Raw genomic sequence first — 26,500 nt, 5'->3', positions numbered from 1 at the left:
CGCTGATTCTGACGCTAGTCTTCTCACGAGTAAGGAGTCAATTTGCATTTTGCCCCTGACACCGAGGCCACGCTCGAATTCACAGTCGCGTTAGCCAACACGGTGGCTGGTGCGACGAAAAGTGGCGCCGACGAGATCTCGACTCCGGGCGAACTCACCGTGCTTCTCGACGCCCACCGCTACTCGGGGCGATTCGACCGCGACGAGGCCGAATTGGCCGACGTGCGCGACACCCGTGAGCGATTGCGAACGCTCTGGCTCCGGGGTCGCGACGACGCCGTGGTTGAGGTCAATGCGATGCTCGAACGTGCGCGCGCCCTGCCACAGCTCGTGCGGCACGACGATTTCGATTGGCACTTGCATGCCACCGAGCCCTCTGCGCCGCTCGCCGAACGAATTCGAGTCGAGGTCGCGCTGGCTCTGGTCGATGTGCTTCGAAGCGACGAAATGGGGCGACTGCGGGCATGCGCGGCCGATGACTGCGCCGGAATTCTCATCGATCTGTCGCACAACGGGTCGAAGCGGTTCTGCAGTGTTCGGTGCGGAAATCGCATGAACATGGTGGCGTTCAGGCAGCGTGCGGCGGCTGAGAGCACACCGTGATCGGGCGAGTGCGGGGCGCAGCATCCACAGCCCTGTGCGACCGAAACGGGGCCGTCGAGGAGCCGGCGGGCGGCGAGCACAGTGCATCCGTTACGCTCATTGATAAGGAATCTCCCAGTTTGAGGTTCGGCCGCACAAGAGAGGTGGGGGCAACGAGTGGCAATTGATAGAAGCCAGGCGCTTGATCAACCCGTCATCACCGCTCTTCTGCGGGCCGATCACACGGGTCTACTGCGTGTCGACGGGGTAGCTCAGCCGTTACACGGCACCTCCGAGGGCGAGGCTCTGCAAGCACTCATCGGCCTCATTCAGAACGAGGCGTCGAAGGTCGGGCAGACGGTGCGGGTGACCGTGCGGGCGCGAACGGGCCTCAGCATTCTGCTCGCCGCTCCCGACGGGTCGATCGAAGAAGAGAGCTTCGTTCCGTTCGAAGACCTGCCACAGCCGTGGCCGCCGGCCGAAGAGGATGCCCCGGCCGACGCATCTGTGAGCGAAGCGGATGCTCCTGCCGACGTTGCCGCCGACGCAGTGGATGCTCCCGCCGACGTTGCCGCGGGCCGTGTGGATACTCCCACCACCGCCGCGGGCCAAGAAGTCGACGCCGATGATGTGGCCGAAGATCCGATCGAAGGCAGCGGCGCGCACGACGAAGAGTTCGACGATGACGCCGATGACTACGACTACGACGACGGTGACAGCGCCGCGCTTCCCTCGCCGGTATCCGCCGGCCGACCCGCTTCAGACTTCGCGGCTGCGCCTGAGGCTGAAATCTCGACTCAACAGAACTCCACCCTCATCGAGCCCGAACCCGAACCGCAGCCCGAACCTGAGGGCGCCACACCCGAACCAGCCCCGGCCACCCCCGAAGCGAACGCACCAGCTACGCCGGTACGGGCATCCACTGAACCATCGTCTAACGCACCGACCGCACCGAAAGAACACATGTCAGAGCAAGAACGTCGTGATTTGCTCGACGCCCCCTCCTTTTTGGCGCTTCCGACTGTGGCCGAGCCCGCTCGTCGAGGTTTCGCCGGGTTCATGAACCACTTCGGGTTGCATCTCGCACCGGGCCCCGATGAGCGCAGCGAACGAGCCGATATCGCCGAGGTTTCACGGCATTTCGACGCGCACCGCACCATCAGCGTGATCAACCGAAAGGGCGGAGCGAACAAGACGCCCACAGTCGTCAACCTCGCTGCGGTTTTCGGACGTTACGGGGGTGGCGGCGTTCTGGCCTGGGACAACAACGAGACCATGGGCACGCTGGGCTGGCGCACCGAGCAGGGCGCCCACGAATCGACCGTGCTCGACGTGCTGGCAAGCGCTGACGAGTTACTCGATACGCGAGCCGAATTCGGCCAGATGTCGGGTTTCGTGCACCATCAGCAGGCCGACAAGTTCGATGTGCTGCGATCTGACGAAGATGCGACGGGCATTCACGAAATGACGGCCGACGAGGTCGACGTGGTGCACAGCATCGCGGCGAAGTACTACCGGCTCATCTTCATGGACTCCGGCAACAGTGACCGCGCCGAGAACTGGTTGCGAATGATCGACCACACCGATCAGCTCGTCGTACCGACAACCACGATGGAAGACCGCGCCCAGGCCGCGTTGCTGACGCTGCAGGCCGTGCAGAGTCGCAGCGAGAAGGCCGCCGAACTCGCGCGCAACGCGGTTGTCGTGGTGTCGGAGTGGCAGCCGAAGGAGTCGAGCATCTCGCAGCGCATGGCAGACGACTTTCGCCCGTACGTGCGTGACGTCGTGATTGTTCCTTTCGACCCTGCGCTGAAGGCGGGCCGCATTCAGTACGACGGCTTGCAGCCCACCACGAGACGCGCCTGGCTCGCGGCGGCTTCTGCGGTCGCGCGCGGCCTCTAACGAAGCTCCTGAGTCAGCGGTCTTCACCGATGGCGCGGATGCTACGCAGCTCATCGGCGAGGTCAGCCGACTGGACGACTGGCCGGCCGGGCGACGCCAGCGAATTGCCCGAAGCGCGCGAAGTGGCCGACGGGCGCGAAGCCTCCGACGGTAGCGAAGCCTCCGCCGAGAGTGAAGACGCCGCCGGGTGCGAAGCCTTCAGCGCCGCGAGCAACGCGGTACCGCTCGGCACGCCGAGACCGGTACACGCATCCCACCCCGGGCCCGCGGCGAATGCTCCGTTGTTGCCGACGGTGACATCTCGAAGGCCCGACGACAGCTCGTAGAGCTTCGGCTGCAACAACCCGAGGGGCGAGCCGAGCGACTGCACCAACCGAGCCACGAGCGCGGCCCACAGCGGAGCGACCGCACTCGTACCGCCGTACACCGCGCGCTTGCCGTCGACGAGCACCTCGTAGCCGGTCTGCGGGTCGGCGTTCGCCGCCACATCGGGCACTCCTCGACCGCCTCCTCGCGTCGGCGAGGCCGGAACCCCTGCGCTCCTCTGCCAAGCCGGTAGCGCGAACACATCGCTCACTCCCCCGCCGGTCGCACCGTTGCCTACGCCGTTGTTCCACACCGTCTCGCTGGTCACCTTCGTACCTGAAGCTTCGAGCCGAGTGCCCCCGCAGGCCAGCGCGTGCGGGCTCGACGCCGGAAAATCGGCGTGGTTGGCCCCGCCCGCAGCACTGTCTGAACTCCCGTTGTCTCCCGCGGCTGCAGTCACCGTGATGCCGAGAGCCGCCGCATCGAGCAGCGCGTCATCGAGCGCGGTGCGGGCCTGGGCTGTCCATTCGTCTTCGCTCTGACCCCAGCTGATGCTGATGGCGGCGGGGGTGGGTGTGGCATGCGCGGCGGTGGCCACGGCATCCAGAAACCCAGCGTCTGTGTTCGGTGCGAAATAGACGAGTATGGATGCCCGTGGCGAGAGCCCCCCGACGACCTCGATGTCGAGCAGCACTTCACCGTCTGCTCCCTGCGCGTCTTTGCCCGGTTCGTTCACGGCCCCGTCGACCCCGACGGCGCGAACGTCGGGCGTCTGAATGGATAACCCGCCGAAGTATGCATCGAGATCACTCTCCGCGAACCCGCCACCCAGCTCGATGATGGCCACGGTCTGGCCCGCGCCGTCAGTGCCGGCCGGAAAGTCGTAGATCTCGCCGAGTTGCACCGGCGTGTAACTCACCGAGGTGGCGTGCGCTTCGGCGACGCGAAACTGCGCGCGCGCCTGCGGCCGGTCGTCAAGACCGAGCACGGCCGTGACCACGCCGGCGAGCACGGCCGGAATGCTGAGACTGCCAGCTCGATGACGGTGCGTCACACGCGAACCGTCAGCGCCTTCACTGCTCGCCGCCTCGAGCGCCGTGCCAAAGACACGGTCGATGGTGCTGACGGGCCCTGACACCCTCACCCGGCGTGAAGCCGGGTCGGTCTCGATGATGGTGAGCCCGAGCCCCGCCAACGTGCTCGTCACCAGCTCGACGTCGGCCGCGCTAGCGCCGAATCGCGCTGCGAACTCGGCCGGCGGCAGAGGCGCGGCGTCGCCGCCCGCCAACGCGGCCGGGTCGGCAGCCCCGGCCCGGCGCAAGACGAGAGTCGCTTCCACGGCGGTCTCTCGAGCGAGTGGATGCGCGGCCGGGCGCACCCCAGGGGCCGGCTGACGCTCACTGCCGGGCAACGGTACGAGCTCGAGCGGCTGGTTCGATTCATGAGATTCGGTCATACATCGGGTTTACAGGCATCCACCGACACTGAGCAAGAGCTTGCGCGAAGATCACGCAAGCACCACACCCGTCATCGCATCACTGCCGGCACCGGCTGCGGCGCCGGCGGGCCCACGTACCTCGCGGAGGGACGGATGATCTTGCCGTCAGCCGCCTGCTCCATGATGTTGGCCGTGTACCCGAGCACCCTCGCCACCGCGAACGTCGGCGTGAAAAGGTGCCGCCCGATTCCGCAGAGTTCCATGACGATTGCGGCATACCATTCCAGGTTCGTGTGCAGCTCGCGCCCCGGCTTGAGTTGCTCCAGCAGCACCGGAATGCGCTCTTCGACCTGCACTGCGAACCCGACCCGCGGCCCGCCGAAGCCGAGCGCGACCTGCTTCAGCAGCGCCGAGCGTGGGTCTTCGGTGCGGTACACCGGATGCCCGAAACCCATAATGCGCGAACCGGCGAGCACTTGCGCCGTGATGTACGCGTCAATGTTCTCGGGCGTTCCGATGGCGTCGAGGGTATCGAGCGCCCGACTCGGTGCCCCGCCGTGCAGCGGGCCCGAGAGCGAACCGAGCGCGCCGACGAGACACGATGCCGCGTCAGCGCCCGTCGACGCGATGACCCTGGCGGTGAACGTCGAGGCGTTGAAGCCGTGATCGATAGCCGCGACCAGGTACGCCGAAAGCGCTGCCACATGCTCGGGTGGCGCCTCGACGCCGTGCAGCATGTAGAGGTAGTTCGCCACGAATCCGAGGTGCGGTGCGGGAGCGACGGGATGCTCACCGGCACTCAACCGGGCGAGTGCTGCGACGACGGTGGGCACCTTCGAAGCGAGCGCTACGAGGGCGGCCCGGCGGGCATCCGGAGCCTGATCGTAGAGTGCGAGCGAACCGACTCTGGCTCCTTCGGCGGTGAGTACGAGCCGCAGGCCGGCGAGCGGGTCGGCCTTGGGGCTGGCTGCCGCCGCGATCGCCAGCACCGGGTCGAGCGCGGGATCGAGAGCCGCGTACGACGCGATCTCGTTGGCGAAGGCAGCCCGTTCGAGCGGGGTCGGCAGTGCTCCGTCGAGCAGGAGCTGCCAGACGTCTTCGAGGGAGCGGGTACGAGCGAGATCGACGGCCGAGTATTGGCGGTAGTTGTAGAAGCCTTCGAGCCCGCGAACGTCGCTGAGCTGGGTTTCGGCGACGATCACGTTGGTGAGTCCTCGTGGTACGTCGATGGGCGTGTCGTTCATTCGGTCGGTGGGTTGCATCATTTCTCCTCTGCTGCGAGTAGGTTCAGATCACCACGAGAGTTGATGAGTGCGAAATCATTGTTGATCGAATCAATATGGCGGTGGTGGTTCGCGGGCAGGCGACGATGCCCGACACGCCCGACACGCGGGGAGAGGATGCGCCGATGAGCGACCTTCCGCGCCTGACAACGGCGCAGGCGGCTGGGCGGCTCGGTGTGAAGCCGGCGACGCTGTACGCCTACGTTTCGCGCGGGCTGATTGCGAGCATCCGTTCGGAGACGGGCGGTTCGACTTTCGATGCACTCGACGTCGAAGAGCTGGCGGAGTCGATGCGTCGGCCTGCTCAGCGCGCTCAGCCCACTCGGCCCGCTCAGCCCGCCGGTGAGCGCGAGGCGCCGCACCAACGACTCGCGCGAGCGGCGAGCGCACGCTCGGGGCGGCCGTTGATGGTGCTCGACTCAGAGCTGACGTTGATCGAAAACGACGAGCTCTTCTACCGCGGCAGGCGCGCCACCGACCTCGTCGCGCATGGGCCAGCCGAGCGCGTGATGGAGTTCTTCTTGGCCTCCACCCAGACCGCTGCGTTCACCGCCCCCGATGATGTCGTGCGGCGTGCGCGTGCGGCCGGCGATCTGCTCGGTTCGCCGCAGCGGATGATCGACCGACTGGCGCTGACGGTGACGCTGGCCGGATCACTCGACCCGCTGCGCGACGATCTCGACCCCGAGGTGGTGTTCTCGGCCGGCCGTCGCCTGATCGGCGCGATGGTAGATGCTCTGCCGCCCGCCGGGGGCGCGCCCCCGGTCACAGGTGCCGCCGGGCATCCGCACGCCTCGCTCGCCGAACGGCTGTGGCCCAAGCTGAGCGCACGGCCCGCGATGGGGGGCGACCTCGCGATGCTCGACGCAGCGCTCATTCTGTGCATCGACCACGACCTGGCAGTGGCCACGCTCGCGGCGCGTGTTGCGGCGTCGGCGCGGGCGCATCCGTACGCCGCCGTGTCGGCCGCCCTCGGAGCGTTCGACAGCAGCCTGCACGGCTCGATGAGCGTCACCGCGGCCGAGATGCTGCGCGAAGCGATGGGGCCCGGTGGCATCGAACGCGCCGTCGCCCGGCACGTGTCGGCGGGTCGCGGCATTCCGGGATTCGGCCACAGTGTCTACCGCAGCCGTGACCCGCGGTTCGTCTGCCTCATGCTCCGGATGCACGGCGAACCTCGCTACTCCGACGCCGTTCGAACGACCGAGCGACTCGTTGCCATCGTCAATGCGCGCGTGGCGCGACCGGCGAACCTCGATTTGGCTCTCGCGACGTTCGTGGCCGCCGCCGATCTGGTGCCCGATGCGGGGCACATCATCTTCGCGATCGCTCGCACGGCGGGCTGGTTGGCACACGTGGTGGCCGAGTACAGCGAACCGCCGTTGCGGCTTCGGCCGGAGTCGCATTACACGGGGCTGACGATGTAGATGCGGTTCGGGTCGAGGCAGTACCAGGCGGCCTCTGAACCGGGCTGGCACCGCCACATCACGGGCCTAGCCACACGACGCGCAGCGCTAAGCGGCGGCCCCAGCCACGCGACGCGCACAGACACAGTGCAAACACAGGTTCACGGGCATAGACGCACAGCCTCGCTGGTTACGATTGATTGTGACGAGAAGAGCCTTCGCGAGTGCGCGCCCCGCGCCCGCCCCTGCGAAAATCGGGCACAAGCAGGCCGTTCGAGTTACCATCGTCGGCCACGTGTGCATCGACGAGAACATCGGCGACGACAGCTCCGTCACCCGCGTGCCCGGTTCGCCTGCTGTGTACATGGTCAGCGAATTCGAACAGCTCTCCTACGTCGTGGCTGCTGTTGTCGCGCCCTACGGGGACGACTTTGTCGAGATCGCGCCCGAAACACCGCTGCTCGGCACGCCCGCGGCCGCGCCGACGTTGCTCTACCGCAACCTCTTCGTCGACGGTCACCGCCTGCAGGAGTGCCGTCATACTGAAGGGGCGGATGCCGTACCGCTCACCGAGGCGACGACAGACCAGCTCGCCGACTCTGACATCGTGATCGTGGCGCCCCTGCTCGACACATTTTCGGGCGACTACATCGAGCAGATCTTTGCGGCTACATCTGCCGGAGCGTTGCGGGTGCTCGTTCCACAGGGCTACTTTCGACGCGTGGGCGCCGATCACCGCATCAGCCAGGTCGAGTTCGCCGACTACGCGCACGTGCTGCCGTTCTTCGACCTCGTTGTGTTCTCAGACGAAGACTGCGTGGATGCTCTGGCCCGAGCATCCGAATGGTCTGCCGAGTTCGCCCAAACCCGAATCGTTGTGACGCAGAACGAGCGCGGGGCAACTCTCTTCGTGGGCGGAGTGGCCCACCCGGTGGCGGCGACCCCCGTCGAAACGGCCGACTCGGTGGTGACCATCGGCGCGGGCGATGTGTTCAGCGCCCATTTGGCGCTCGCCTCGTTCGCGTCGGCCACTCGCCCATCAGCCACGCGCGCATCGACGGCCCGGGCATCCGCCACCCGCGCGTCGACCTCTCGCGAATCCGCTCCGCGGGCATCCGCCGCACCCGCATCGCTCACCGCACGCGATCTCTTGGCGGCCGTCTCCCATGCGAACGCCGCGGCTGGCCGCTTTCTCGAAACCGAGCAATTGCGCGTGACACCCGAGCAGGCACGCCTCTCGGCTTGACCGCGGCGTGGCCGGCGCGAGCGCGACCTGACATGCTGAAGTCATGACGACACCGACACCTGCTGAAGGCCCAGCGAGCGACGGCCGAGGCGCTGGCGCCGGAGCCGAATCCGGCGGCACTCGAGGCGGGGCCGGGCTCGCACCTGCCACACGGGTGCTGTTGACGCTGGCCGCCGCGGTGATCGTGATCGTGGGGTTCTACCTCGGGCGCTCGGTCGTCGGCCCCTTCGTGTTGGCGGCCGTGATCGTGATCATCGTGCATCCACTTCGCCACCCGTTGGAGAAGCGTGGCGTACCCCGGTGGCTCGCGACGACCGCGGTGATAGTGGCGGCGTATCTGATTCTCGCGGTGATGGCCGTACTCATCGCCATTGCTGCGACCCAATTCATCAGCCTGCTGACACAGAGCTCAGGGCAAGTCAGCACCATCGTCAGCCAGGCGACCACCGCACTTCACGGCTTCGGCATCGATGTGTCGAGCCTGAGTTCGGCGGGCAGCGCGCTCGACCCCGCCACCCTCATCACGGCAGTGAAGTCAGTGGCCGGCTATCTGGCGTCGACCGCAACCGCGTTCTTCTTCATTCTGGCGTACATCATTTTCATGGGGGCGGATGCGGCGAGGCTCGGTCAGGTGCCCGCCCGATTCGCCCGCGCCAAGTCCCAGACGATTGCTTCGTTTCGCGAATACACCGCGGGAGTTCAACGGTATTACGTGGTGAACGCGAACTTCGGTCTCGTGGTGGCTGTGCTCGACGGTCTGCTGCTGTGGGCGCTCGGGGTGCCGGGCGCGTTCATCTGGGCGGTGCTGGCGTTCGTCACGAACTTCATTCCGAACATCGGGTTTGTGCTCGGGTTGATTCCGGCGGCGGTGTTCGCGCTCATCTCGGGCGGCTGGGTCATTGCGCTGGTGGTCGTTGTCGCCTACTGCGTCATCAACGTGACGCTTCAAGAACTCGTGCAGCCGAAATTCGTCAGCGACGCCGTGAATCTCTCGCTCACTCTCACTTTTGCGAGCGTGATCTTCTGGGTTGCGGTGATCGGGCCGCTTGGGGCACTGCTGGCTATTCCGTTGACGCTGCTCGTTCGAACACTCGTCATCGGCAGCGATCCCGACGCGGGCTTCGCGCGCTGGCTGACGGGCGACTATCGCGAGCCCGCGTCAGCGCCGACGCCGGCGCGAATGCACGAACCAGGGCCGGCGCCCACTGGCGACTCGAGTCGGCCGGCGGTCAGCCCAGAGCCGCCGGCACGGTGAACGTTCGATCCGGCTCAGCTCACGACGAGCGCGGCAGACGCCGCACGGCGACGTCGAGACACGTAGCCGAGCTGAAACATGATCAGGGCAATGGCCACCGCTGCCGCGCCCACCTCGGGAACAAGTTGCGCTCCGCCGACCGCGAGCGCAGCTGCGCCGAGCGGCGGTGCGAGCGCGATGCCCACGTACATGGCCGTGGTGTACCACGACAGCGCGAGCCCCGAGGTGGCAGGGTCGATCGAGATGAGCCGATGCTGCACGGGCGGCACCGAAGAGAACGCCGCCAGGCCCCACACCGCGAAGACGATGGCTGTGGCGAGGTAGTTGAGATCGATGATGGGCAGCGCGACGAGCGCAGCGATGTGCACCACGAGAAACACGGTGGCCGTACGACGGCTGCCGAGCCTGTCGGTGAGGTAGCCGGCGCCCACGTTGCCCACTGTGCCTGCGAGGCCGTAGATCAGCAGCAGCAGGGCGAGCAGGCTCCCGTTGCCTCCGGTGGCTCCCGCCGTGATCTCAGAGCTGAAGATGTACACCACGTTGAACCCGGCTGTCATGAACAGCGTCGCGGCCAGCACCAGCACCACGCGGTGATCGCGTAGCGGAGCGAACCGCTCTGTCAGTGTCACCGTCTTGCCGAGCGGAATATCGCGCACGAACAGTGCCACCAGTACGGCAAGCACGGCGGCAAGTGCGGCGACGATGTAGAGCGGCAACTGCCAGCCACCGACCGCGCCGAGCGCAGTGCCGAGCGGCGAGCCGAGAGCCGTCGCCGCGGTGAACCCCAGCGAGACGAACGCAATGGCCTGCCCACGCTTCACCGCAGGGGCGAGCGTTGCGGCCGCAGCCGTCGCCGCCGGTACCAGGGCCGCCCCGCCGAGCGCGGCCACGATGCGGCCCACCGTGAACAGCGTCAGGTTAGTGGATGCCGCGGCCAGAACGGTGCCGAGAGCAATCAGCACCAGCCCGCTCGACATCAGGGTTGTTCGCGAGAGCTTCGGCAGAGCGATGGCGATGACCGGCGCTGCCACCGCCACGACGATGGCGTAGAAGGTGATGGAGTAGCTGACGTCACTCGGCTTCACCCCGAGCGTGGCCGCGATGTCGGGCAGCAAGCCTGCGATGACGAAGGCGTTCGTACCCACGATGAACAGCCCTACCGCGAGCAGGGCGAGACGGGGGTAAAAGCGAGGTGTGTATGATTGTTCGATGAACGTCATACTATTAGCGTAGTCGATAGTTCGATAAGTATCAAACAATGAAAGCTCCGGATGACCGACAACCCGTACCCGCAACCCGCGGCCGCCGACATCAGGCTCACCGATATTCTGCACGCGCTCTCTGACCCGGGCCGGGTGAAGATGGTGCAGGTTCTCGCTGACGGTGGTTACCACGCGTGCAACGTCGATGAATTCGGCCTCGACATCACCAAGTCGACCCTGTCGCACCATTTCAAAACCCTGCGCGAAGCGGGCTTGACGACCATCAAGGTCAACGGACGCAATATGTGGATCGCTCTGCGCGAAGAGGAGCTCGAAGACCGGTTTCCCGGGCTGATCGCCGGCGTCACGAGCGCCGAGGCACGCAACGACCTGCAGAAGGGCGCCGACTACGGTACTGCCGACGCCGAGGCCGGGGCTCCGGCTGCCGCTGAAGCTGAAGCTTCCGATGCAGCCGCGGCTGCATCGGAAGGCGGCGCGGCGACCGAGGCCGGCACGGGCTCGGCGCGGTAGTAGTCCACCGACGCGGGCAGCGGTTCGGGTTCGTCGAACGGCAAGAACGCATCCCACGCGAGACGGCGCTGCCGCCTCGGGTCTGATTCGATGTGGTCAGTTTCGCCGATGATGTTGGTCAGCCGATGCTGCTCGGTGTACGCCGGCCACGTGCCGGCCAGCTCGCGCTGATTGGCGAAGCGCAACCAGTTCTCGCGCATCCGCTCGCCCGCCGCACTGAACGGCTCACGGCCACCCAGCGCGGTCATCACCCGGCCGAGCGAAACATCAGCCTGGTCGAAGAGCGCGTACATCTCTACGCCGTGGGTCGCGTCGAGACCCACCATGCGCAACAGGCGCGGAGCCACATCGAACCGGTACGCGAAGACCGGCGCGTACCGCGAGTGCGAATCGGCCACCTTGGTCGACGGATACCAGAAGGCGTAGTCGCCGCCGAAATCGGCCGCCGAACGACGTGACGGCAGGCCCGGATAGGCGTGCTGCATCAGTGTGCGAGCGGCCCGCGGGGCCCGCTGAAACATCGCCCGAATGCGCCGCGGCGAGCGCGGCAGAATGTCGATCTTGCCTCGAAACAGCGTTCCCTCGCGGTTGTTCGAGCCAATGATGAGCGGCACTCGGTGCGCTCGGCCCTCTCGAAATGCGGCGAGTGGATGCTCGGGCAGAAAGTCACCGTCGACCACCGGTGCGAGGCAGAACGTACCCGGAAACTCGTTGGGCACGTGCAATTGCAGGGCAAGCGACGCCGTGACGAGGTCGGCCGCGCTCGTGGCGTCGAGCAGGTGTGCCGCCTGAATCGGCCCGATGGGCCCTGTCGCGGGCAGCTCGGGGTGAAACTGTGCGCGCACGATCGAAACGAACTCTTCACCCCAGGTCTGGGCGAGCGCCTTCGGGTACACCGAGCTCGGCGGCGAACTCTGCGCAATGGCGCGGGCGAACAGTCCCGCTGCTGCCGGAGTCGCCATCAGCGTGGTGACCGCGTTGCCGCCGGCCGATTCGCCGAACAGGGTCACGTTCGAAGGGTCGCCGCCGAACGAGCGGATGTTCTGCTGCACCCACTCGAGAGCGGCGACCTGATCGCGCAGCCCCAGGTTGCTATCGATGGGCCGCGCTTCTGACGAATACCGGCTGAGGTCGAGGTAGCCGAGGGCGCCGAGGCGGTAGTTGAAACTCACGTAGACCACTTGGCCGGTGCGCACGAAGCCGTCGCCCTGGCCCGAGAAGTCGCGCGACGAGCCGGCGGCATAGCCGCCGCCGTGAATGAACACCATGACGGGCCGCAGCTCGGCGGCCGGGGTGGCGCGCCCGGCAGGGGCGGTGTCAGTGGCAGTGGGAGCGGTCTGGGCGCGCGGTTCTGCATCTGCATCCGGGTCGGCCGCAGGCGCTATGACGTTGATCGTGAGGCAGTCTTCACCTGACGGAACACCCGGGCCGACGCCCTTGAACTGCCCCTTATAGGCCTGCGTCGCGACTTTGCCGAAGTCAAGGGCATCCCGAACCCCGGCCCAGGGTACGACCGGCTGGGGCCTTCGAAACCGAAACTCGCCCACGGGCGGAGCTGCGTACGGAATACCCCGCCAGACGACGGTGGAGCCTTCGCGCGCCCCGCGCACCACACCGCCCGTAACCGGCACCTCTTCAAACATGCGGTTCTTCAAACATGCGGTTCTTCAGACATGTTGCGAATCTACCCGCTCGCGAGAGCCGAAACGACTGTCAATCCCCTACCGGCCCGCGCGCACCCGGGTTACGTTTCGAGGGTGCCGGTGATGCACCGACAGCCACCGTTCGAGAGGCTTTTCATGGCAACCGTCAGCGATTTCGTCATTCAGCGCATCAAAGAATGGGGTGTCACGCGCGTTTTTGGCTACCCGGGCGATGGTGCCGGTGAGTTCGATGGTGCTCTCGGCAAGGCGGAGCGAGACGGCACCGGTGTGCAGTACATCCGGCCGACTCACGAAGAGATCTGCGGCCTGATGGCTACCGCGCACGCCAAGTTCACCGGCGAGGTCGGCGTCTGCATCGCCACCTCGAGCCCCGGCGCCTTTCACCTGCTGAACGGGCTCTACGACGCCCAGATGGATAACCAGCCCGTGGTCGCCATCGTCGGCCAGCAGGGGCTGAACGCGCTCGGCACCTTCACCATGCAGGAGTCGAACCTCGAACGCGTCTTCGCCGATGTGGCGGTGTATGTGCAGACCATCGTGTCGCCCGAGCAGGCGCAGGCCGTGGTCGACACCGCGTTTCGCACCGCGCTGGTGCGGCTGGGGCCGGCTGTGATCGTTATTCCGCACGATGTGCAGGGCATGAAGATGGTCGAGCCTGCGCCCGAGAACTGGGTGTCTCGTTCGAGCGCGATCGCTCCGTCGACCGCGGTCGTGCCGCCTGAGGCCGAGATTCTCGCGGCGGCGCGGCTCATCAACGAGGGCAAGAAAGTCACTTTTCTGGTGGGGCACGGTGCGACCGGAGCCACCGACGAGGTGCTCGAGGCTGCCCGACTGGCCGGCGCGGGCATCATCACCGCGTTGCGCGGCAAGCAGGTGGTGCCGTCTGATGTGCCGTTTCACACCCAGCAACTGGGGCTGCTGGGTTCGCTGCCGAGCCTGCACCAAATCACAGACTGCGACACGCTCGTGCTGTTGGGCACGAACTATCCGTACGGCCAGTTTTTACCGAAGACCGGGCAGGCCAGGGCCGTGCAGATCGACCTCAAGCCCGAGCAGTTGGGGCTGAGATACCCGACAGAGCTGAACCTGTGGGGGGATGTTCGGGCGACACTTGCGGCGATCATCCCGCACCTCGAGGCGAAGCCCGACCTCTCGTGGCAGCAGAAGGTCGCCACCGAAATGGTGGAGTGGGAGAACGAAATGGCAGCGCAGGCCGAGCTGACGTACGACGACGGGGTGAACCCGCGCCGCGTTATTCACGAGGTCAACAAGCGGCTGCCCGCGCGCGCCATCGTCACCGCAGACGCCGGAACGACGGCCGATTGGTACGGCCACCACATCAGGCTGCGCGACGGGATGCTCGGCGACCTCTCGGGGCGACTCGCAACCATGATGGCGTCGATGCCCTACGCCATCGCCGCGAAGTTCGCCTACCCCGAACGCACGGTGGTCTGCACCATCGGCGACGGAGCCTTCCAGATGCTCGGCATGAACGAGCTCATCACCATCAAGAAGTACCTCAGTTCGTGGAGCAACCCGCAACTGATCATCGTGGTGATTCACAACAACGACCTCGGCCAGGTGTCGTGGGAGATGCGCACCGAAGACGGCAACCCGGTGTGGCGCACGGCGCAAGACGTCGAGTCGGTCGATTATGCGGGGTGGGCCGAGCTGCTCGGGTTCACGGGCATTCGGGTGCGAGACGACAGCGAGGTCGAGGCCGCGGTGGATGCTGCGTTCTCAACTCAGGGTGTCACGCTGATCGATGCCTACTGCAGCCGGAACGTGCCCCCGCTGCCGCCGCACATCACGTTCGAGTTCGCCAAGAACACGGCCAAGGCGCTGCTGAAGGGCGACCCGCTCGCTCTCGGCGTGGTTCGCGACTCTGCCGAGGCGCTCGTCTCCGAGGGCGTCGAGCGTGTGAAGGGCAAGCTGGGCCTCGGCGGCGGGGCTTGACACCACCCGCGCCGCACCCCGGAACCGGCCACCTCGATGAGAGCGACCGCATCGCACGAGCGCTCCGCGTTTCGGGCGAGAGCGACCGGAAAGGTCGCGCTGAACTGACGGCCCCGCTTCCGGACGAGAGCGACCGTTTCGGCGAGCGCCGAGGGTTGCGGTCGAGAGCGACCGCCTCGGCGGTCGCGGTCGCCCGGAAAGGTCGCGCTCGGGGTGGGCGCGGCGGGGTGAGGTGCGGTGGAATGGAACCAGGGCGCGGGGCGGGCGGCGCGCGTGGCGCGTGGTGCGGCGGCGCGCGTGGCGCGGCGGCGCGCGGGTTTTGGGCGGGAGGGGGTTAGGCGCGCGCCACGCGACGCGCGAGGGCGACCGCGGTGGCGGCGACTCCGGCGTAGAGGAGCAGGCGACGGAAGGTGCCGCGCGAGGCGCGCTTCGGCAGGGTGCGGTCGGCGTCGGTGGGGGCCATGTCGGGGGTCAGCGTGCCCGCTCCGGCCTCGGCGAGGTAGGCGAGCCGGCGCAGCGTTTCGGTGTTGCGGATGTGCAGCAGAACATCCATCGCCGCACGAGGCACGAGCGCGCCAGGCCCCCGCACCGGATGCTCGTCGATCTTCACCAGGCAGCCCTTTTTGTGGGGCTCGACCTCGATGGTCACACGGGCCTCGCCGAGCGGCCAGCCCTTGGGCTGCATGACGACTCGGTGCGGTGGGTTCCACTGCAGCGAGGTGGTTGCGTCGTTGATGAGTGCGGGCCAGACTCCGAACGAGTGGTGCAGGTGCGATCCGACGTGCGGCCAGGCGGCGTCGACATCGCGCATGCGGGATGCCCCCACCACCCAAGTGGGAAAGTACCAGCCCTCGGCCACGACCGCAAAAACGTCGTCGGGCGAGCATTTCATGGTGCGCTTGTTCGTCGACACGGGTCCTCCTCGGCTGGCTGGTGCGTTCTCTCACGCTAGGCGGCGGCCGGCGCCGGGCACAGTGCTTGCGCGAGCGGGGGTTTCGACGTAGGGCGGTGGGCCGGGCATCCATTCGGCCGCAGCGGTCAGCTGCGCGGCGCGGTCACCGAGTTCGGCTCGATGATGAGCATCACGCGGGTCTGGTCGCGGCCGCCGTACCAGGGGTAGTCGCTGCCCGTGTACTTGTGCGAGAGCTCGTTGATGTGCTCAGCTGCACCCTCGGTGCGCGTCGCGATGACCGTTCCGCGCACCTGCACGTAGCGGGTGGGCTCGCCGGGGTCGGCGATGGCCACGGCGACCCGCGGATCACGCTCGATGTTGCGCACCTTCTGAAAACCGGCCACGGTATTGATCACCACGTTCTCTCCGTCGGTGTCGACCCAGGTCTCGGTGAGCTGAGGCGAACCGTCGGGCATGGTCGTGGCGATGAAGCACAGGCTCGGTTTGCGGAGCAGGGTGAGCAGTTCTGGTGAGAGTGTCATAGCTTCAAGTATTGCCGGTCATCCGGCAGCCGATCGATTCGCACGCACGCACTGCACACGGGAGGGGCGACCATGCTGGGGCTCGAGATTCTGGTGATCATCGGTCTGACCATCATCGGTGGTGGGGCTCTCGCCAGAAAGCTGCGTCTACCGCCGCCGCTCGTGCTGCTCGTGCTCGGGGCGGCGCTGGGGTTCATTCCGTTTCTGAGCGGAATCGCCCTGCCGCCCGACCTCGTGATTCTGCTGTTCTTGCCCGCGCTGCTCTACTGGGAGTCGCTGAACACCTCGTTGCGCGAGATTCGCCGCAACCTCAGGGTGATCGTGCTCAGCGCCATTGTGCTCGTACTTGTGACGGCCGGGGTCGTGGCCGCCATCGCACACGGGTTCGGTATGCCCTGGCCCATCGCTTTCGTTCTCGGAGCCATCTTGGCGCCCACCGACGCCACCGCAGTCGCCTCGGTCGCCGGCCACTTGCCGCGGCGCAATGCCACGATTCTGCGCGCTGAGAGCCTCATCAACGACGGAACCGCTCTGGTCGTGTACGCCATCGCACTCGGTGCCGCCGTCAGCGGAACACCCATCACGCTCGGCTTCGCCGCCCTGCAGTTCGTCGCATCGTACGCGGTCGGAATCGCCATCGGAATAGCCGTCGGCTTGGTGGTCGTGCAGATACGCAAACTCGTACACGACAAGCTGCTGGTGAACACGCTGAGCGTCGTCACGCCGTTCGTCGCCTATCTGCCGGCCGAATACTTTCACGTGTCGGGGGTGGTCGCGGTGGTCAGTTGCGGGCTGCTGCTCAGCCAGACCGCCCCGCGCCTGGTCACGGCGAGCATGCGTGAGCAGTCGTTCGGGTTCTGGCAGCTCAGCACGTTCATTCTGAACGGTGCGTTGTTCATTCTGATCGGATTCGAGCTGCACACGGTGACCGAGGGTCTGGGCAGTGGATGGGCGGCAACCGTGGGCTTCGGCCTGATCATCGCCGTCGCGATCTTCGCCACGCGGCTGGTGTGGTCGAACACGATTCCGTACGTCATTCGGTTCTTCGACCGAAGACCGGTGCAGCGCACCCGGCGAATCCGGTTTCGGCAGCGCATACCCAATGCCTGGGCCGGGTTTCGCGGGGCGGTCTCCCTCGCGGCCGCGCTGGCGCTGCCCACCACCACGAGTTCGGGTGCTCCGCTGCCCTACCGCGACCTGATCATCGCGACGACGTTCATCGACATCCTCTTCACTCTTGTGGTGCAGGGCCTCACCATGCCCGCCATCGTGCGGTGGGCGAAGCTCGACCCCGACCCTACTGAGTTCGACGAAGAGCTGCTCGCCGAGCAGACGGGCCTGCGGGCCGAGTTGGATGCTCTGCCCGCCGTGGCGGCAACGCTCGACTCACCCCCTGCCACGGTCGACGCCGTGCGCAGCCTGCTCGAGCACAAGCTGTCGCGCATCCACCGCGAAGACGGCCACCCCGAACTCGCCGCCCGCGAACCCAACGAGGTCGACCTCAAAAACGACCTGCAGTCAGCCCTCGTACCCAAGAAGCGCGAGGCGATCGACCGCCTGCGCCGCGAGGGCCTCATCGACGACGTCGTGCAGCGCCGCGTGCAAGCACGCCTCGACCTCGAGGAGCTGCGACTGGCGCCGCCGCCCGAAGACGGCACCTGACGCTGCGCCCGCCCGCGCTGCCCGCTGCGCGACGCGGGTGGCGGTGTCAGTGCTCGGGGATGAGCGCGACCTTGCCTCCGGGGTGCTGCGAGCTGAGGTAGCGCAGCGCCTCCTTCGCGTCGGCGAGGGGGTAGGTGCGCGCCATGGGCACCACGAGCGATCCATCCGCGGCGAGAGCGATCAGACGGGCGCGCGCTGCATCGCGAAAGGCTGCGCTTTCGGGCATGGCTCCGCCGATGGCGATGAATCCGTGCTGCTTCGCCAGGGGCGCCGCGGCGATGGTCACGATGCGCTGCCGGTCGGGCACCAGCGCCAGCGACACCTCGCTCGCTTCGTCGGTACCGACGGCGTCGAGCCCAGCCACGATGCCGCTCGGCCGTGCATCCGCGGCCGCTGCGGCACGCACGCGCTGCTCGAGGCCGGGGCCATAGGCCACCGGGGTGCCGCCGAAGCGGCGCACCACGTCGAAGTTCGCCTCGCTCGCCGTGCCGATCACGGTGGCGCCGATGAGCCGCGCCTGCTGCAGCACGCTGACGCCCACCGCGCCTGAGGCACCGTTCAACAGAATCGTGTCGCCCGCGGCCACACCGGTCACGGCCAGCATCTCGGCGGCCGTCGCACCGGCGAGCAGCAGGTTCGCCGCTTCATCGAAGCCAATGGATGCCGGCTTCGCGAACACATCTTTGCCAGGCACCGTGATGGCGCTCGAGTATCCACCCGAGACACGGAACGCAATCACTTCGTCGCCGACCGCTCCCCCGCCCGACGCGATCTCGGTGCTTTCGCCGAGGGCCCGGATGACTCCCGACACCTCGTACCCGACCCTGATCGGCAGAATAGATCGGTCACCCTGCCGCGCCACGTGCTTGTAGTCGGCCGGGTTCATGCCCGCCGCCCGCACCTCGATGGTGACTTCGCCCGGCTGGGGCGCATCCACTTCGACCTCGCGCTCTTCGAACACATCGAGGCCGCCGAAATCGGTCGCAAACCACATCTTCTCCATGTGCCAATTCTGCACCGGAGAGCTGAGCGCAGCCGCCGCGCCCGCCAGACCGGCCGCGCCAGCCTCGGCCACCGCACGCCAGCTGGGCCGGGCCGCGCCGCCGCGCCCCGCCGCGAGACCCCTACGCCCCCAGCACCGCCGGCTGCCCGTCGGCCTCTTCTTCGTGCTCGATGTCTTCTTCGACCTGCGCTTCGACGTCAGCGCTCGACATGCGACGGCTGACAGCGAAGTAGAAGATCACGAGGGAGAAGGCTGCGACGATGAGCGTGTCCCAGTCGGCCGGCAGCAGGTTTAGCTCTGTGGTTCCGAAATCACCGAGGTAGCCGATGATGCACATGCCGAGCAGCCACGGCCAGATCCAGAGCGCTGACTGCCAGCGCGCTTTCGCGAGGTTCACGTTCTTCGCCTTCACGAGGGCGGCGATCACGAACAGAATCTGCCCGAAGAGCACGGCGACAGCCAGACGCCAGGTCGCGTCGAATCCGCCCCAGTAGATGATGAGGTTCGCGAACACGAAGCCCAGCGGCAGCATGAACATGGGCGCGGGCACCTTGTACGGATGCTCGCGCTTCGCGTCAGCCTTACGCAGGGCCGCGAGCGAAATCGGGGCGAACGAATACATGATGGCGGTCGCACCGGTGATGTAGCCCACCAACTGCAGCCATCCTGACCCCGGCACCAGCAGAGCACCGATACCGAGCAGACTCGCCAGCACCAGCGACCAGATGGGCACACCTCGTGCCGAAATGCGCGTCAGACCGTTGGGCAGGCCGAGCGCGTACGAGATGCGCGCCGTCGTGCCCACATAGATGAGCCCTGTGCCACCGGGCGAGATCACCGCGTCGATGATCAGAATCGCGGCGAGCCAGCCGGCCCCTGCGGCGAGCGCCAAGGTGTAATACGGCCCGTAATCGCCAGCACCGATGGGGTTCGCCCAGCCGTTTTGAATGAGCGTCGCCGGGTCGAGCGAGCCGATGAACGCCACCTCGAGCAGCAGGTAAAGCAGGGCACCGATCGACATGGCGAGGATGATCGCCTTCGCTACGTCTTTCTTGGGGTTCTTTGCCTCGCCGGCCATCTGCGAGGCCTGCTCGAACCCTTGCAGCGCGAACACCACACCTGCGGGCAGGGCGGCGAAGATGCCGTGGAAGCCGAACGGCGCGAACCCGCCGTTCGCCGTGAAGTTCTGGGCATGAAAACTGAGGATGATCAGCACACCGATGGTCAACAGCGGCACGAACGTCTTCCAGATGACGATTCCCGTGTTGCTGTCTGACAACCATCGCGCACCGCCGAGGTTGATGAACGTGAACAGCAGCATCGCCAGAATGCCCACCACGATGCCCTGAGTGGTGAGGGTGCCGTCGACGTTGATCAGCGGAAAGTCGTTCTTGATGTTGCCCACCGAGTTCACATAGCTGAGCGAAGCCTCCACCTCGAGCGGCGCGATGAACACCGCCTGCAGGTAGGTAACCCAGCCTGCGGTGAAGCCCGCGAAGCCGCCGAAGGCGTAGTGCGGGTAGCGCGCCGTACCGCCTGCAACGGGGTAGGCGCCACCGAGGTCAGCGTGGATGAGCGCCAGCACCATGAGCATGATGGCAGCGATCACCCAGGAGATGAGCGCCGACCCTCCAGCGAACTTCGCCGCGGTGAGTGCCCCGAGCAACCAGCCCGAGCCGATGATGGAGCCGAGCGAGACGAAGGTGAGGCCCCAGAACCCCACGGTTCGCTTCAAGGCGGGCGAGTCGCCGGCGCCACCAGACGGGCCCGCGGCGGCGGGCGAAGAGTTCGATGCGGTCGAGGTCGTCATGATGCCCACCTTTGTGTGAGGTGTTACTCGGAGCCCTGCAGAAATTTGATCGAGCATACGTCTCTCTGCATCGCTGCGCTAGATCTTCGTTTCTGAGAAAACTCGAAGTTTACGCAGTGCCGGCAGCGGTCTATGCTTCCCCGTTCGGGGCGCGCCGCTCCCCTCGCAATGCCGTGTTCACCCCTAGGCTTCGGTGATGAAGGTCGTTGCGGTGTACAGCACCAAGGGTGGCGTCGGCAAGACGACGGCGGCCGTGAATCTGGCCTGGGAGGCGTCGCGTGACTTTCGCGTTCTGCTCTGGGATCTCGACGCGCAGGGCGCCTCGACGTACTTGCTCGATGCGAAACCGAAGGTCAAGGGCGGCATCGAGGCGCTCGTGGCCGGCAAGACCAGCACGCGAAGCGTCATTCGCTCTACTCCGAATCGGCGTCTCGACGTGATCGCCGCCGACTCGGGTTACCGTGAACTCGATCTCGTCTTCGACGCCGCCAAGAAGTCTGCCGAACGCATCACTCGCATTCTCGCGCCAGTTGCCCGCGACTACGATGTGGTCGTTCTCGACTGCCCGCCCGGCGAATCACTCGTGGCCCAGAACGCACTGCACGCCGCCGACCTCGTGGTGGTGCCGCTCGTGCCGCAGCCGTTGGCGCTGCGCTCGCTCGACCAGGTGCGGATGATCGTGGCCGAGGCCGACCGCCCGGCGCCCGTGCTCGCGTTTCTCTCCATGGTCGACCGGCGAAAGTCCGTTCACCGCGATGCCGTTCGCGACCTGCACCGGCAGCACGCCGAGGTGTCGAACATCGTGGTTCCGAACTCCGTGGTGATCGAGCGCATGGGCACCGAGCGTGCCGCTGTGTCTGCGTATGCGCCCAATACCGAGGCCGCCCGGTCGTTCAGCGAGCTGTGGGTTCGCGCGGCGTCGATGGTGAAGGTGAAGCAGCGCAAACGGTGACCGGCCGAGCATCCACTCTCGTAATCAGCTAGCACCTGCCCAGAAACGCTGCGGAAACGCGCGGCGCATAGTCTCTGAACAGAGAGTGAATTCACCGGCACCATCGGCCAGGCTGCGGAGGCGGCACGTGATCGGCACGTACGTAGGGTACGTCAACGGCGAAGACCGCCTGCACGGCTTTCTCAGCGCGATTCTGCGCGACCAACTCGGAGTGCGGGAGCCCGCTCCGGCCTTTCGGGCGTTCAAGCTGACCGGCAGCAACGTCGTCTACGGCTACGAGGAGAAGTTCAGCCGCGCGCGAGTCATCTGCAAGTTCTATGGCCCGAAATACGGCTGGGATCGCGACCGCGCCACCCGCACCGCCTCGAACGAGTTCGAGAGCCTGCACCGTCTGCGCGGTTACGACCTGGTCGGCTCGCCGCACCACGTGATTCGGCCGCTCGGCGTCGACGGCGAGACGAACGGCGTTCTGGCGGTCGAATATTACGACGGCGAAGAGTTCAGCCGCGCCATCAGCCAGTGCACGCAGTACGGCGACAACGAGCACCTCTACTGGCGGCTGAAGGCGCTCGCGTTCTTTCTCGCGACGCTGCACAACCGCACCGCAACCGGCGAGGCCGTCGACTTCGCAAGTGACGGCCGCTACTTCGCGAGCCTCATCGGCGGGTTGCGCCGACGCGGCCTGCTTGGGCAGTGGGATGCCGACGAGCTGCTCTGGCTCTGCGACCTCTGGCTCGGCCGCCCGCGCATGTGGGCCGACCGCCAGGTCTGGCTGCACGGCGACGCAACCCCGGCGAACTTCTTGTTCGGCACCGGGCTCGACGTCGCGGCCATCGACCTCGAGCGCACCGTGCGGGGCGACCGGATGTTCGATGTGGGCCGTGTGGCAGGCGAACTGCAGCACGCTTTCATGTCGGCGACCGGCGATCGTTACCGGGCAGAGCCGTTCATCGGGCACTTTCTCTGGGAATATGCCAGCCACTTTCCCGACCACGAGGTCACGTTCGGCTCCATCACCTCGCGTGTGCCGTTCTACATGGGGCTGAACCTGCTGCGCATCGCGCGCAACGACTACATCGGGGCGGGGTTATCGGCAGCGGCTCCTCTCGCAGGCGAAGTGTCTGCTGCGGGCGGGCTAGCGTGGTGTCGGTGAGCGTGAGAGCGAGTGCGCCCATGCCATTCGGCCGAACGAAGGGGTGACCAGTGGATGTTCGGGCCATAGCTTTCGACGTCAACGGAACCCTCATCGACATTCGCACCGAAGATCACTCCGACGAGGCGTTTCGGGCGGTGGGGCATCTGCTGACGTACCAGGGCATCGATCTACGGCGGCACGAGGTGCGTGAGCTGTACTTCGGCATTCTCAAGGAACAGCGGCGGGCTAGCGCAGAAGAGCATCCGGAGTTCGACGCACCCGGCGTCTGGCGAACCCTCGTCGAGCGAACAGGCACCGACTTCACCCGGGCGCTGCCGCCCGAGAAGCTCGCCGCGCTGCCCGAGTTGCTCTCGGAGTGCTACCGCGGGGTGACGCGGCGCCAGCTCAAGCTCTACCCGCACACGCGTAAGGTGCTGCAGCGGCTGCAGGAACGGTTTCCGCTGGCCATCGTGTCAGACGCACAGTCGAGTTACGCGCGAGGTGAGCTACACAAAGTGGGTATCGCGTCGTTCTTCGACCCCATCGTGATCTCGGGCGACTACGGCTACCGCAAACCCGATGCGCGGCTGTTTCAGACGGCGCTCGACGCTTTCGGCGCGGCGGGAATCACGCCCGAACAGACCCTGTACGTGGGCAACGACATGCACCGCGACATCTTCGGCGCACAGCAACTCGGCATGAAAACCGTGCTCTTCGCGTCAGAGCAGGGCACGAAGTCGTACCACCACACCAAGCCCGACCACACCATCACCGACCTACGCGAGCTGCTGCACCTCGTGCACGCCTGACGGAGCAGCGGCTGACGGAGCAGCGGCTGACGGGTTCACGACCGAGGGGGTTCACGACCGGCGGGTTTGCGACTGACGGATCTGCGACTGACGCCTCGCGTTCGGCTGGTTCACGGCTGACGAGTCAGCCGTCGAAGCTGTTCACGAAGGCGACGCTGGCGGCTGAGATCTGCGCGCGAGCATCGTCATGGCTGATGGTGGGGGTGCCGTCGCCCGACTGCGGGCCGTAGTCGCCGAAGAAGGCGTGCACCGATCCGTCGATCACCGCGTACTGAGTGTCGGGCGGCAGCGAGGGCTTCGAGGCGTCGATCTTCGCGGGCGTGGCGAGGCCGTCGTTCGAGGCCGAGATCGAGAGCACGTCGGCGTTGAGCCCGCTCTCGTCGCCAGCCGGGTAGGAGGCGTAGAGCATGAGACCCACGACCGGCTCGGGGGTCTGGCCGGCGTAGGTTGCGGCATCCAGTGCGGCCACCGTGCCGCCGAGCGAATGACCGGCGACCACCCACTGGGTCACCGGAGCATGTTCCGAGCGAGCGGCGGCGAATGAGCCAGTGGAGAGAAACGCGATGCCGAACGGCTGCTTCGGTATCACCACGATGTGCCCCGCCTCGGCCAGCGGGCGAAGCACCGCGGCGTAGGCGCGCGCGTCGACCTTGGCACCGGGCTGAAAGAAGACGCCGGTGTCGCTGATGGTGCCGGTGGGGGTCAGCACGATCTCGGTGGGCGTCTCGCTGACCGTCACAGCCTGGTCGGAGTTCATCGCCGAAAGCGCCGGCTCGGTGGCCGACGAGGGCACCAGCCAGGCCACGACGCCGAGCACCAGCACCGATAAGACGATGAGGATGCCCTTGAGCACCTCGTGCCGCCGGTGCTCAACCCCGCGCTTCAGCCACGACCTCACCGCGAAGAACACACTCACCGCGAACGTCAGCACCAGCAACACGAGGTAAGCCGGATGCCCGTGCACGAGCATCGCCCCGGTGGCGATCGCGGCCCACACCGTGACGATGACGCCCACCTTAGCGACGACGCGCACCACCCAGAAGTACACCGCATCGACCCGCGTCGCCGCTCCGCCGGTAGCACGCGGTGGGGCGACCTCGCTCGGCTGCGGCTGCGGCGAATCGCGAGTCGCCGGGCCCTCTGTTGTCACGCGCAGCGCCTAGTGCGGAGCAAGAAAGGTCAGCGTGAAACCGCCGAGGGTCACGAGCACCATTGCCACACCCATCGCTATTCCCCAGCGGATGCGCGGCGGCGCCGACTCGCCCCGAACCGAACCCCACATGTACGCCGTCTGGTGCACTCGGTGCGCCTGATCGATGACTCCGCGGGTGCCGGGAAGATCTTCGTCGAGGATTCCGTCGCGCGCATTGGCCTCGATGCGCAGTGCTTCGTCGAGCGTCATGGCATGCTGCTTAGTTGCTCGCATCACAGCACCACCCTTCGACTCGGCCTGCGTGTCAATTCTCTCAGCATCACGCGCGCACCGCTACGCCCTCACGCGTCTTCGCGGCGAGCGCGCCGGCGTTGCCGCCAGGTCATCGCCGCGAGCTCTTCGGCGCGGCGCTCACGAGCGCCCTCCGCTGCCTCGAAGCGCGCGGCGCGGCGGCCGCGCCACCGCTCGACCTCGGCATCGACGTCACGGGTGGGCGTGATGACCGGCGGGCCACCCTTCAACTGCCGGCGCGCCTCGATGATGCGGGCGTTGAAGTCAGCGAGAAGTTCACGCACGGCGTGTTCTGACGCCGCGGCGTCGAGCCGGGCATCCAGAGCCGCATTCTCGGTACGCAGAGTGAGAGCCGGTGGGCCAAGTCCTGTGATGTTCTCGCGTTCGATCTTCTGCCTGATCCACCAGTCGGGGTCGTAGGTCTGGTGCAGGTTGGTGAGCGGCTTGCCTGCGCCCGGCAGGTTGTCGAAGTCACCGCGGCGCATCGCCTGCTGAATGGAGATTTCGACGAACTGCGCCCGCGCCTCCATGCGCGTCTGGCCTGCGACGTCTGCCTCGTTCTCGGTCTGCTCTTCAGAGGGCACCGAGCCGTCGACCTGGTAGCGAGCAACGTTGAGGCGCGAATCGCTTCGTGGTTTCTTGCCGACCATGCTTCAAGCCTAGGTTTCTGCTGCGCATTCGTCGAGCCGGCACAATCACCGATTCTCACCCGACCGAGAGCTACCCGGCGCCCGACACTACCTCTCGCTCACCCACCAGCAGCTACCCCTCGAGACCACCATCGGCGAACGGCGTCGACAGCACCAGTTCGGTCGTTCGTTCGATGTGCCGCACCAACGCCGCCTGCGCCTCGGCAGACTTACCCGCCAGTGTCAGCGCCATCAGTTCGCGATGTTCGCCTGCAACGTCGCGCCCGACGCTCGCCTCAGCAAAACCCGAACGCTGACGGTACAACTCAGAGCTGTCGCGCAGCGAACGGGTCATGGTCATCAGCCGCGGGCTGTCACACGCGCCCACCAGGGCGTCGTGAAATGCTGCGTGCGCCTCTGTCCACTGCTCGGTGCTGCCCGGCTCGTTCTCTCGCTGGTACGCCGCCCGCTCGAGAACGTGATGCGCCGAAACCACCTGCGCCTCCCACGGCACGTCGCCGAGTTCGATCGAGAGTGCCAGCGCCTTGGTCTCGAGCATGGTGCGCAGCATGGTGAGCTCGACGAGGTCTGCGCGAGAGATCGACATCACCCGAAAGCCCTGATTCGGCGCCAGCACGGTGAGATTATGCTCGGCCAGGCGAGTGAGCGCCTCTCGCACCACCGACATGCTCACGTCGTACGAAGCGGCGAGTGCGGCGAGACGAAGGGGTGTTCCCGGCTCGAGAGCGCCGCTGATGATGTCGGCGCGAATCGAGTCGTGCACGACAGCTGCGCGTGTCGAGGGTGCGGTTGGGGAGGGCATATCTTCAGATTATCGAAAATTCGAGAAG

At 66.6% G+C, this 26,500-nt stretch carries 22 protein-coding genes and 1 pseudogene; 11 read left to right on the top strand and 12 right to left on the bottom strand.

What is annotated here, in order from left to right:
• The first annotated feature begins 42 nt into the window (after nt 1–42).
• Both IEX24_RS03840 and IEX24_RS03835 read left to right on the top strand, forming a co-directional pair.
• Nucleotides 43–603 carry a CGNR zinc finger domain-containing protein gene (locus IEX24_RS03840; protein WP_188673882.1) on the top strand — a complete coding sequence of 187 codons (561 nt, stop codon included), beginning with the start codon at nt 43–45 and terminating at the stop codon, nt 601–603.
• A 156-nt stretch (nt 604–759) separates the two neighbouring features.
• Nucleotides 760–2,484 carry a chromosome partitioning protein ParA gene (locus IEX24_RS03835; RefSeq protein ID WP_188673879.1) on the top strand — a complete coding sequence of 575 codons (1,725 nt, stop codon included), beginning with the start codon at nt 760–762 and terminating at the stop codon, nt 2,482–2,484.
• Between the two features lie 13 nt (nt 2,485–2,497).
• Here the strand turns inward: IEX24_RS03835 and IEX24_RS03830 are convergent, their stop codons facing one another.
• The gene (locus IEX24_RS03830) at nt 2,498–4,246 is read right to left on the bottom strand and encodes a S53 family peptidase (protein WP_188673876.1); all 1,749 of its coding nucleotides are present in this window, start codon (nt 4,244–4,246) and stop codon (nt 2,498–2,500) included.
• A 71-nt stretch (nt 4,247–4,317) separates the two neighbouring features.
• Nucleotides 4,318–5,490: a citrate/2-methylcitrate synthase gene (locus IEX24_RS03825; RefSeq protein ID WP_229715065.1), complete on the bottom strand. Its 1,173-nt coding sequence runs from the start codon at nt 5,488–5,490 to the stop codon at nt 4,318–4,320.
• A gap of 146 nt (nt 5,491–5,636) precedes the next feature.
• Between IEX24_RS03825 and IEX24_RS03820 the strand changes: the two genes are divergently transcribed.
• The 3 genes from IEX24_RS03820 (at nt 5,637) to IEX24_RS03810 (ending at nt 9,418) form a co-directional block, all read left to right on the top strand.
• Nucleotides 5,637–6,938: a citrate/2-methylcitrate synthase gene (locus IEX24_RS03820; RefSeq protein WP_188673873.1), complete on the top strand. Its 1,302-nt coding sequence runs from the start codon at nt 5,637–5,639 to the stop codon at nt 6,936–6,938.
• A 181-nt stretch (nt 6,939–7,119) separates the two neighbouring features.
• Nucleotides 7,120–8,163 (top strand): carbohydrate kinase family protein, encoded by a 1,044-nt coding sequence (locus IEX24_RS03815; RefSeq protein WP_188673870.1) that lies wholly within the window; start codon nt 7,120–7,122, stop codon nt 8,161–8,163.
• Nucleotides 8,164–8,206: 43 nt separating this feature from the next.
• Nucleotides 8,207–9,418 (top strand): AI-2E family transporter, encoded by a 1,212-nt coding sequence (locus IEX24_RS03810; protein ID WP_188673867.1) that lies wholly within the window; start codon nt 8,207–8,209, stop codon nt 9,416–9,418.
• A 14-nt stretch (nt 9,419–9,432) separates the two neighbouring features.
• Here IEX24_RS03810 and IEX24_RS03805 read toward each other — a convergent pair whose 3' ends face one another.
• The gene (locus IEX24_RS03805; RefSeq protein ID WP_188673865.1) at nt 9,433–10,638 is read right to left on the bottom strand and encodes an MFS transporter; all 1,206 of its coding nucleotides are present in this window, start codon (nt 10,636–10,638) and stop codon (nt 9,433–9,435) included.
• A 51-nt stretch (nt 10,639–10,689) separates the two neighbouring features.
• On the opposite strand from IEX24_RS03805, the pseudogene IEX24_RS19820 reads away from it, so the two are divergent.
• A pseudogene (locus IEX24_RS19820) lies at nt 10,690–10,884 on the top strand (ArsR/SmtB family transcription factor); the annotation flags it as partial.
• A gap of 143 nt (nt 10,885–11,027) precedes the next feature.
• On the opposite strand, the gene IEX24_RS03800 reads toward IEX24_RS19820, so the two are convergent.
• Nucleotides 11,028–12,794 carry a carboxylesterase/lipase family protein gene (locus IEX24_RS03800; protein WP_188673862.1) on the bottom strand — a complete coding sequence of 589 codons (1,767 nt, stop codon included), beginning with the start codon at nt 12,792–12,794 and terminating at the stop codon, nt 11,028–11,030.
• Nucleotides 12,795–12,950: 156 nt separating this feature from the next.
• Here IEX24_RS03800 and IEX24_RS03795 point away from each other — a divergent pair, with 156 nt between their 5' ends.
• Entirely contained in the window at nt 12,951–14,771 is a 1,821-nt protein-coding gene (locus IEX24_RS03795) for a thiamine pyrophosphate-requiring protein (RefSeq protein ID WP_188673859.1), read from the top strand.
• Between the two features lie 334 nt (nt 14,772–15,105).
• Here the strand turns inward: IEX24_RS03795 and IEX24_RS03790 are convergent, their stop codons facing one another.
• Together IEX24_RS03790 and IEX24_RS03785 are read right to left on the bottom strand one after the other, a co-directional pair.
• A complete protein-coding gene (locus tag IEX24_RS03790) occupies nt 15,106–15,684 on the bottom strand; it encodes an SRPBCC family protein (protein ID WP_188673856.1) in 579 nt (192 codons plus the stop codon).
• Nucleotides 15,685–15,809: 125 nt separating this feature from the next.
• A complete protein-coding gene (locus IEX24_RS03785; RefSeq protein ID WP_188673853.1) occupies nt 15,810–16,205 on the bottom strand; it encodes a PPOX class F420-dependent oxidoreductase in 396 nt (131 codons plus the stop codon).
• Between the two features lie 72 nt (nt 16,206–16,277).
• Here IEX24_RS03785 and IEX24_RS03780 point away from each other — a divergent pair, with 72 nt between their 5' ends.
• On the top strand, nt 16,278–17,867 hold the full coding sequence (locus IEX24_RS03780; protein WP_188673851.1) for a Na+/H+ antiporter: 1,590 nt from the start codon (nt 16,278–16,280) through the stop codon (nt 17,865–17,867).
• A gap of 46 nt (nt 17,868–17,913) precedes the next feature.
• On the opposite strand, the gene IEX24_RS03775 is transcribed toward IEX24_RS03780, so the two are convergent.
• Both IEX24_RS03775 and IEX24_RS03770 read right to left on the bottom strand, forming a co-directional pair.
• On the bottom strand, nt 17,914–18,870 hold the full coding sequence (locus tag IEX24_RS03775; protein ID WP_188673848.1) for an NADP-dependent oxidoreductase: 957 nt from the start codon (nt 18,868–18,870) through the stop codon (nt 17,914–17,916).
• A 121-nt stretch (nt 18,871–18,991) separates the two neighbouring features.
• Complete coding sequence (locus IEX24_RS03770) at nt 18,992–20,680, bottom strand: APC family permease (protein WP_188673844.1); 1,689 nt, start codon at nt 20,678–20,680, stop codon at nt 18,992–18,994.
• A 196-nt stretch (nt 20,681–20,876) separates the two neighbouring features.
• Between IEX24_RS03770 and IEX24_RS03765 the strand changes: the two genes are divergently transcribed.
• From IEX24_RS03765 to IEX24_RS03755, 3 genes are all read left to right on the top strand, one after another.
• On the top strand, nt 20,877–21,632 hold the full coding sequence (locus IEX24_RS03765; protein WP_188673841.1) for a ParA family protein: 756 nt from the start codon (nt 20,877–20,879) through the stop codon (nt 21,630–21,632).
• Between the two features lie 127 nt (nt 21,633–21,759).
• A complete protein-coding gene (locus tag IEX24_RS03760) occupies nt 21,760–22,785 on the top strand; it encodes an aminoglycoside phosphotransferase family protein (RefSeq protein WP_203585937.1) in 1,026 nt (341 codons plus the stop codon).
• Between the two features lie 50 nt (nt 22,786–22,835).
• A complete protein-coding gene (locus tag IEX24_RS03755) occupies nt 22,836–23,576 on the top strand; it encodes an HAD family hydrolase (RefSeq protein WP_188673838.1) in 741 nt (246 codons plus the stop codon).
• 124 nt (nt 23,577–23,700) lie between these two features.
• On the opposite strand, the gene IEX24_RS03750 is transcribed toward IEX24_RS03755, so the two are convergent.
• From IEX24_RS03750 to IEX24_RS03735, 4 genes are all read right to left on the bottom strand, one after another.
• Nucleotides 23,701–24,726, bottom strand: coding sequence for an alpha/beta hydrolase (locus tag IEX24_RS03750; protein WP_188673835.1), 1,026 nt, complete (start codon nt 24,724–24,726; stop codon nt 23,701–23,703).
• Nucleotides 24,727–24,735: 9 nt separating this feature from the next.
• Complete coding sequence (locus IEX24_RS03745) at nt 24,736–25,005, bottom strand: hypothetical protein (protein ID WP_188673832.1); 270 nt, start codon at nt 25,003–25,005, stop codon at nt 24,736–24,738.
• A 65-nt stretch (nt 25,006–25,070) separates the two neighbouring features.
• Nucleotides 25,071–25,670 (bottom strand): DnaJ family domain-containing protein, encoded by a 600-nt coding sequence (locus IEX24_RS03740; RefSeq protein WP_188673828.1) that lies wholly within the window; start codon nt 25,668–25,670, stop codon nt 25,071–25,073.
• 112 nt (nt 25,671–25,782) lie between these two features.
• Nucleotides 25,783–26,472, bottom strand: coding sequence for a GntR family transcriptional regulator (locus IEX24_RS03735; RefSeq protein WP_188673826.1), 690 nt, complete (start codon nt 26,470–26,472; stop codon nt 25,783–25,785).
• Nucleotides 26,473–26,500 lie beyond the last annotated feature (28 nt).

It is taken from the genome of Subtercola lobariae, from assembly GCF_014640255.1.
Taxonomy (GTDB): domain Bacteria; phylum Actinomycetota; class Actinomycetes; order Actinomycetales; family Microbacteriaceae; genus Subtercola; species Subtercola lobariae.
The sequence above is the reverse complement of the archived record's forward strand: the minus strand, read 5'-3'. Positions and strand labels throughout refer to the sequence as shown.

What these genes read in the sequence shown, in the direction of transcription:
- IEX24_RS03810 (WP_188673867.1), top strand. Translation starts at nt 8,207, where the DNA reads ATGACGACACCGACACCTGCTGAAGGCCCAGCGAGCGACGGCCGAGGC.
- IEX24_RS03785 (WP_188673853.1), bottom strand. Translation starts at nt 16,205, where the DNA reads ATGACACTCTCACCAGAACTGCTCACCCTGCTCCGCAAACCGAGCCTG.
- IEX24_RS03825 (WP_229715065.1), bottom strand. Translation starts at nt 5,490, where the DNA reads ATGCAACCCACCGACCGAATGAACGACACGCCCATCGACGTACCACGA.
- IEX24_RS03775 (WP_188673848.1), bottom strand. Translation starts at nt 18,870, where the DNA reads ATGGAGAAGATGTGGTTTGCGACCGATTTCGGCGGCCTCGATGTGTTC.
- IEX24_RS03820 (WP_188673873.1), top strand. Translation starts at nt 5,637, where the DNA reads ATGAGCGACCTTCCGCGCCTGACAACGGCGCAGGCGGCTGGGCGGCTC.
- IEX24_RS03780 (WP_188673851.1), top strand. Translation starts at nt 16,278, where the DNA reads ATGCTGGGGCTCGAGATTCTGGTGATCATCGGTCTGACCATCATCGGT.
- IEX24_RS03735 (WP_188673826.1), bottom strand. Translation starts at nt 26,472, where the DNA reads ATGCCCTCCCCAACCGCACCCTCGACACGCGCAGCTGTCGTGCACGAC.
- IEX24_RS03805 (WP_188673865.1), bottom strand. Translation starts at nt 10,638, where the DNA reads ATGACGTTCATCGAACAATCATACACACCTCGCTTTTACCCCCGTCTC.
- IEX24_RS03800 (WP_188673862.1), bottom strand. Translation starts at nt 12,794, where the DNA reads ATGTTTGAAGAGGTGCCGGTTACGGGCGGTGTGGTGCGCGGGGCGCGC.
- IEX24_RS03830 (WP_188673876.1), bottom strand. Translation starts at nt 4,246, where the DNA reads ATGACCGAATCTCATGAATCGAACCAGCCGCTCGAGCTCGTACCGTTG.
- IEX24_RS03740 (WP_188673828.1), bottom strand. Translation starts at nt 25,670, where the DNA reads ATGGTCGGCAAGAAACCACGAAGCGATTCGCGCCTCAACGTTGCTCGC.
- IEX24_RS03765 (WP_188673841.1), top strand. Translation starts at nt 20,877, where the DNA reads ATGAAGGTCGTTGCGGTGTACAGCACCAAGGGTGGCGTCGGCAAGACG.
- IEX24_RS03770 (WP_188673844.1), bottom strand. Translation starts at nt 20,680, where the DNA reads ATGACGACCTCGACCGCATCGAACTCTTCGCCCGCCGCCGCGGGCCCG.
- IEX24_RS03795 (WP_188673859.1), top strand. Translation starts at nt 12,951, where the DNA reads ATGGCAACCGTCAGCGATTTCGTCATTCAGCGCATCAAAGAATGGGGT.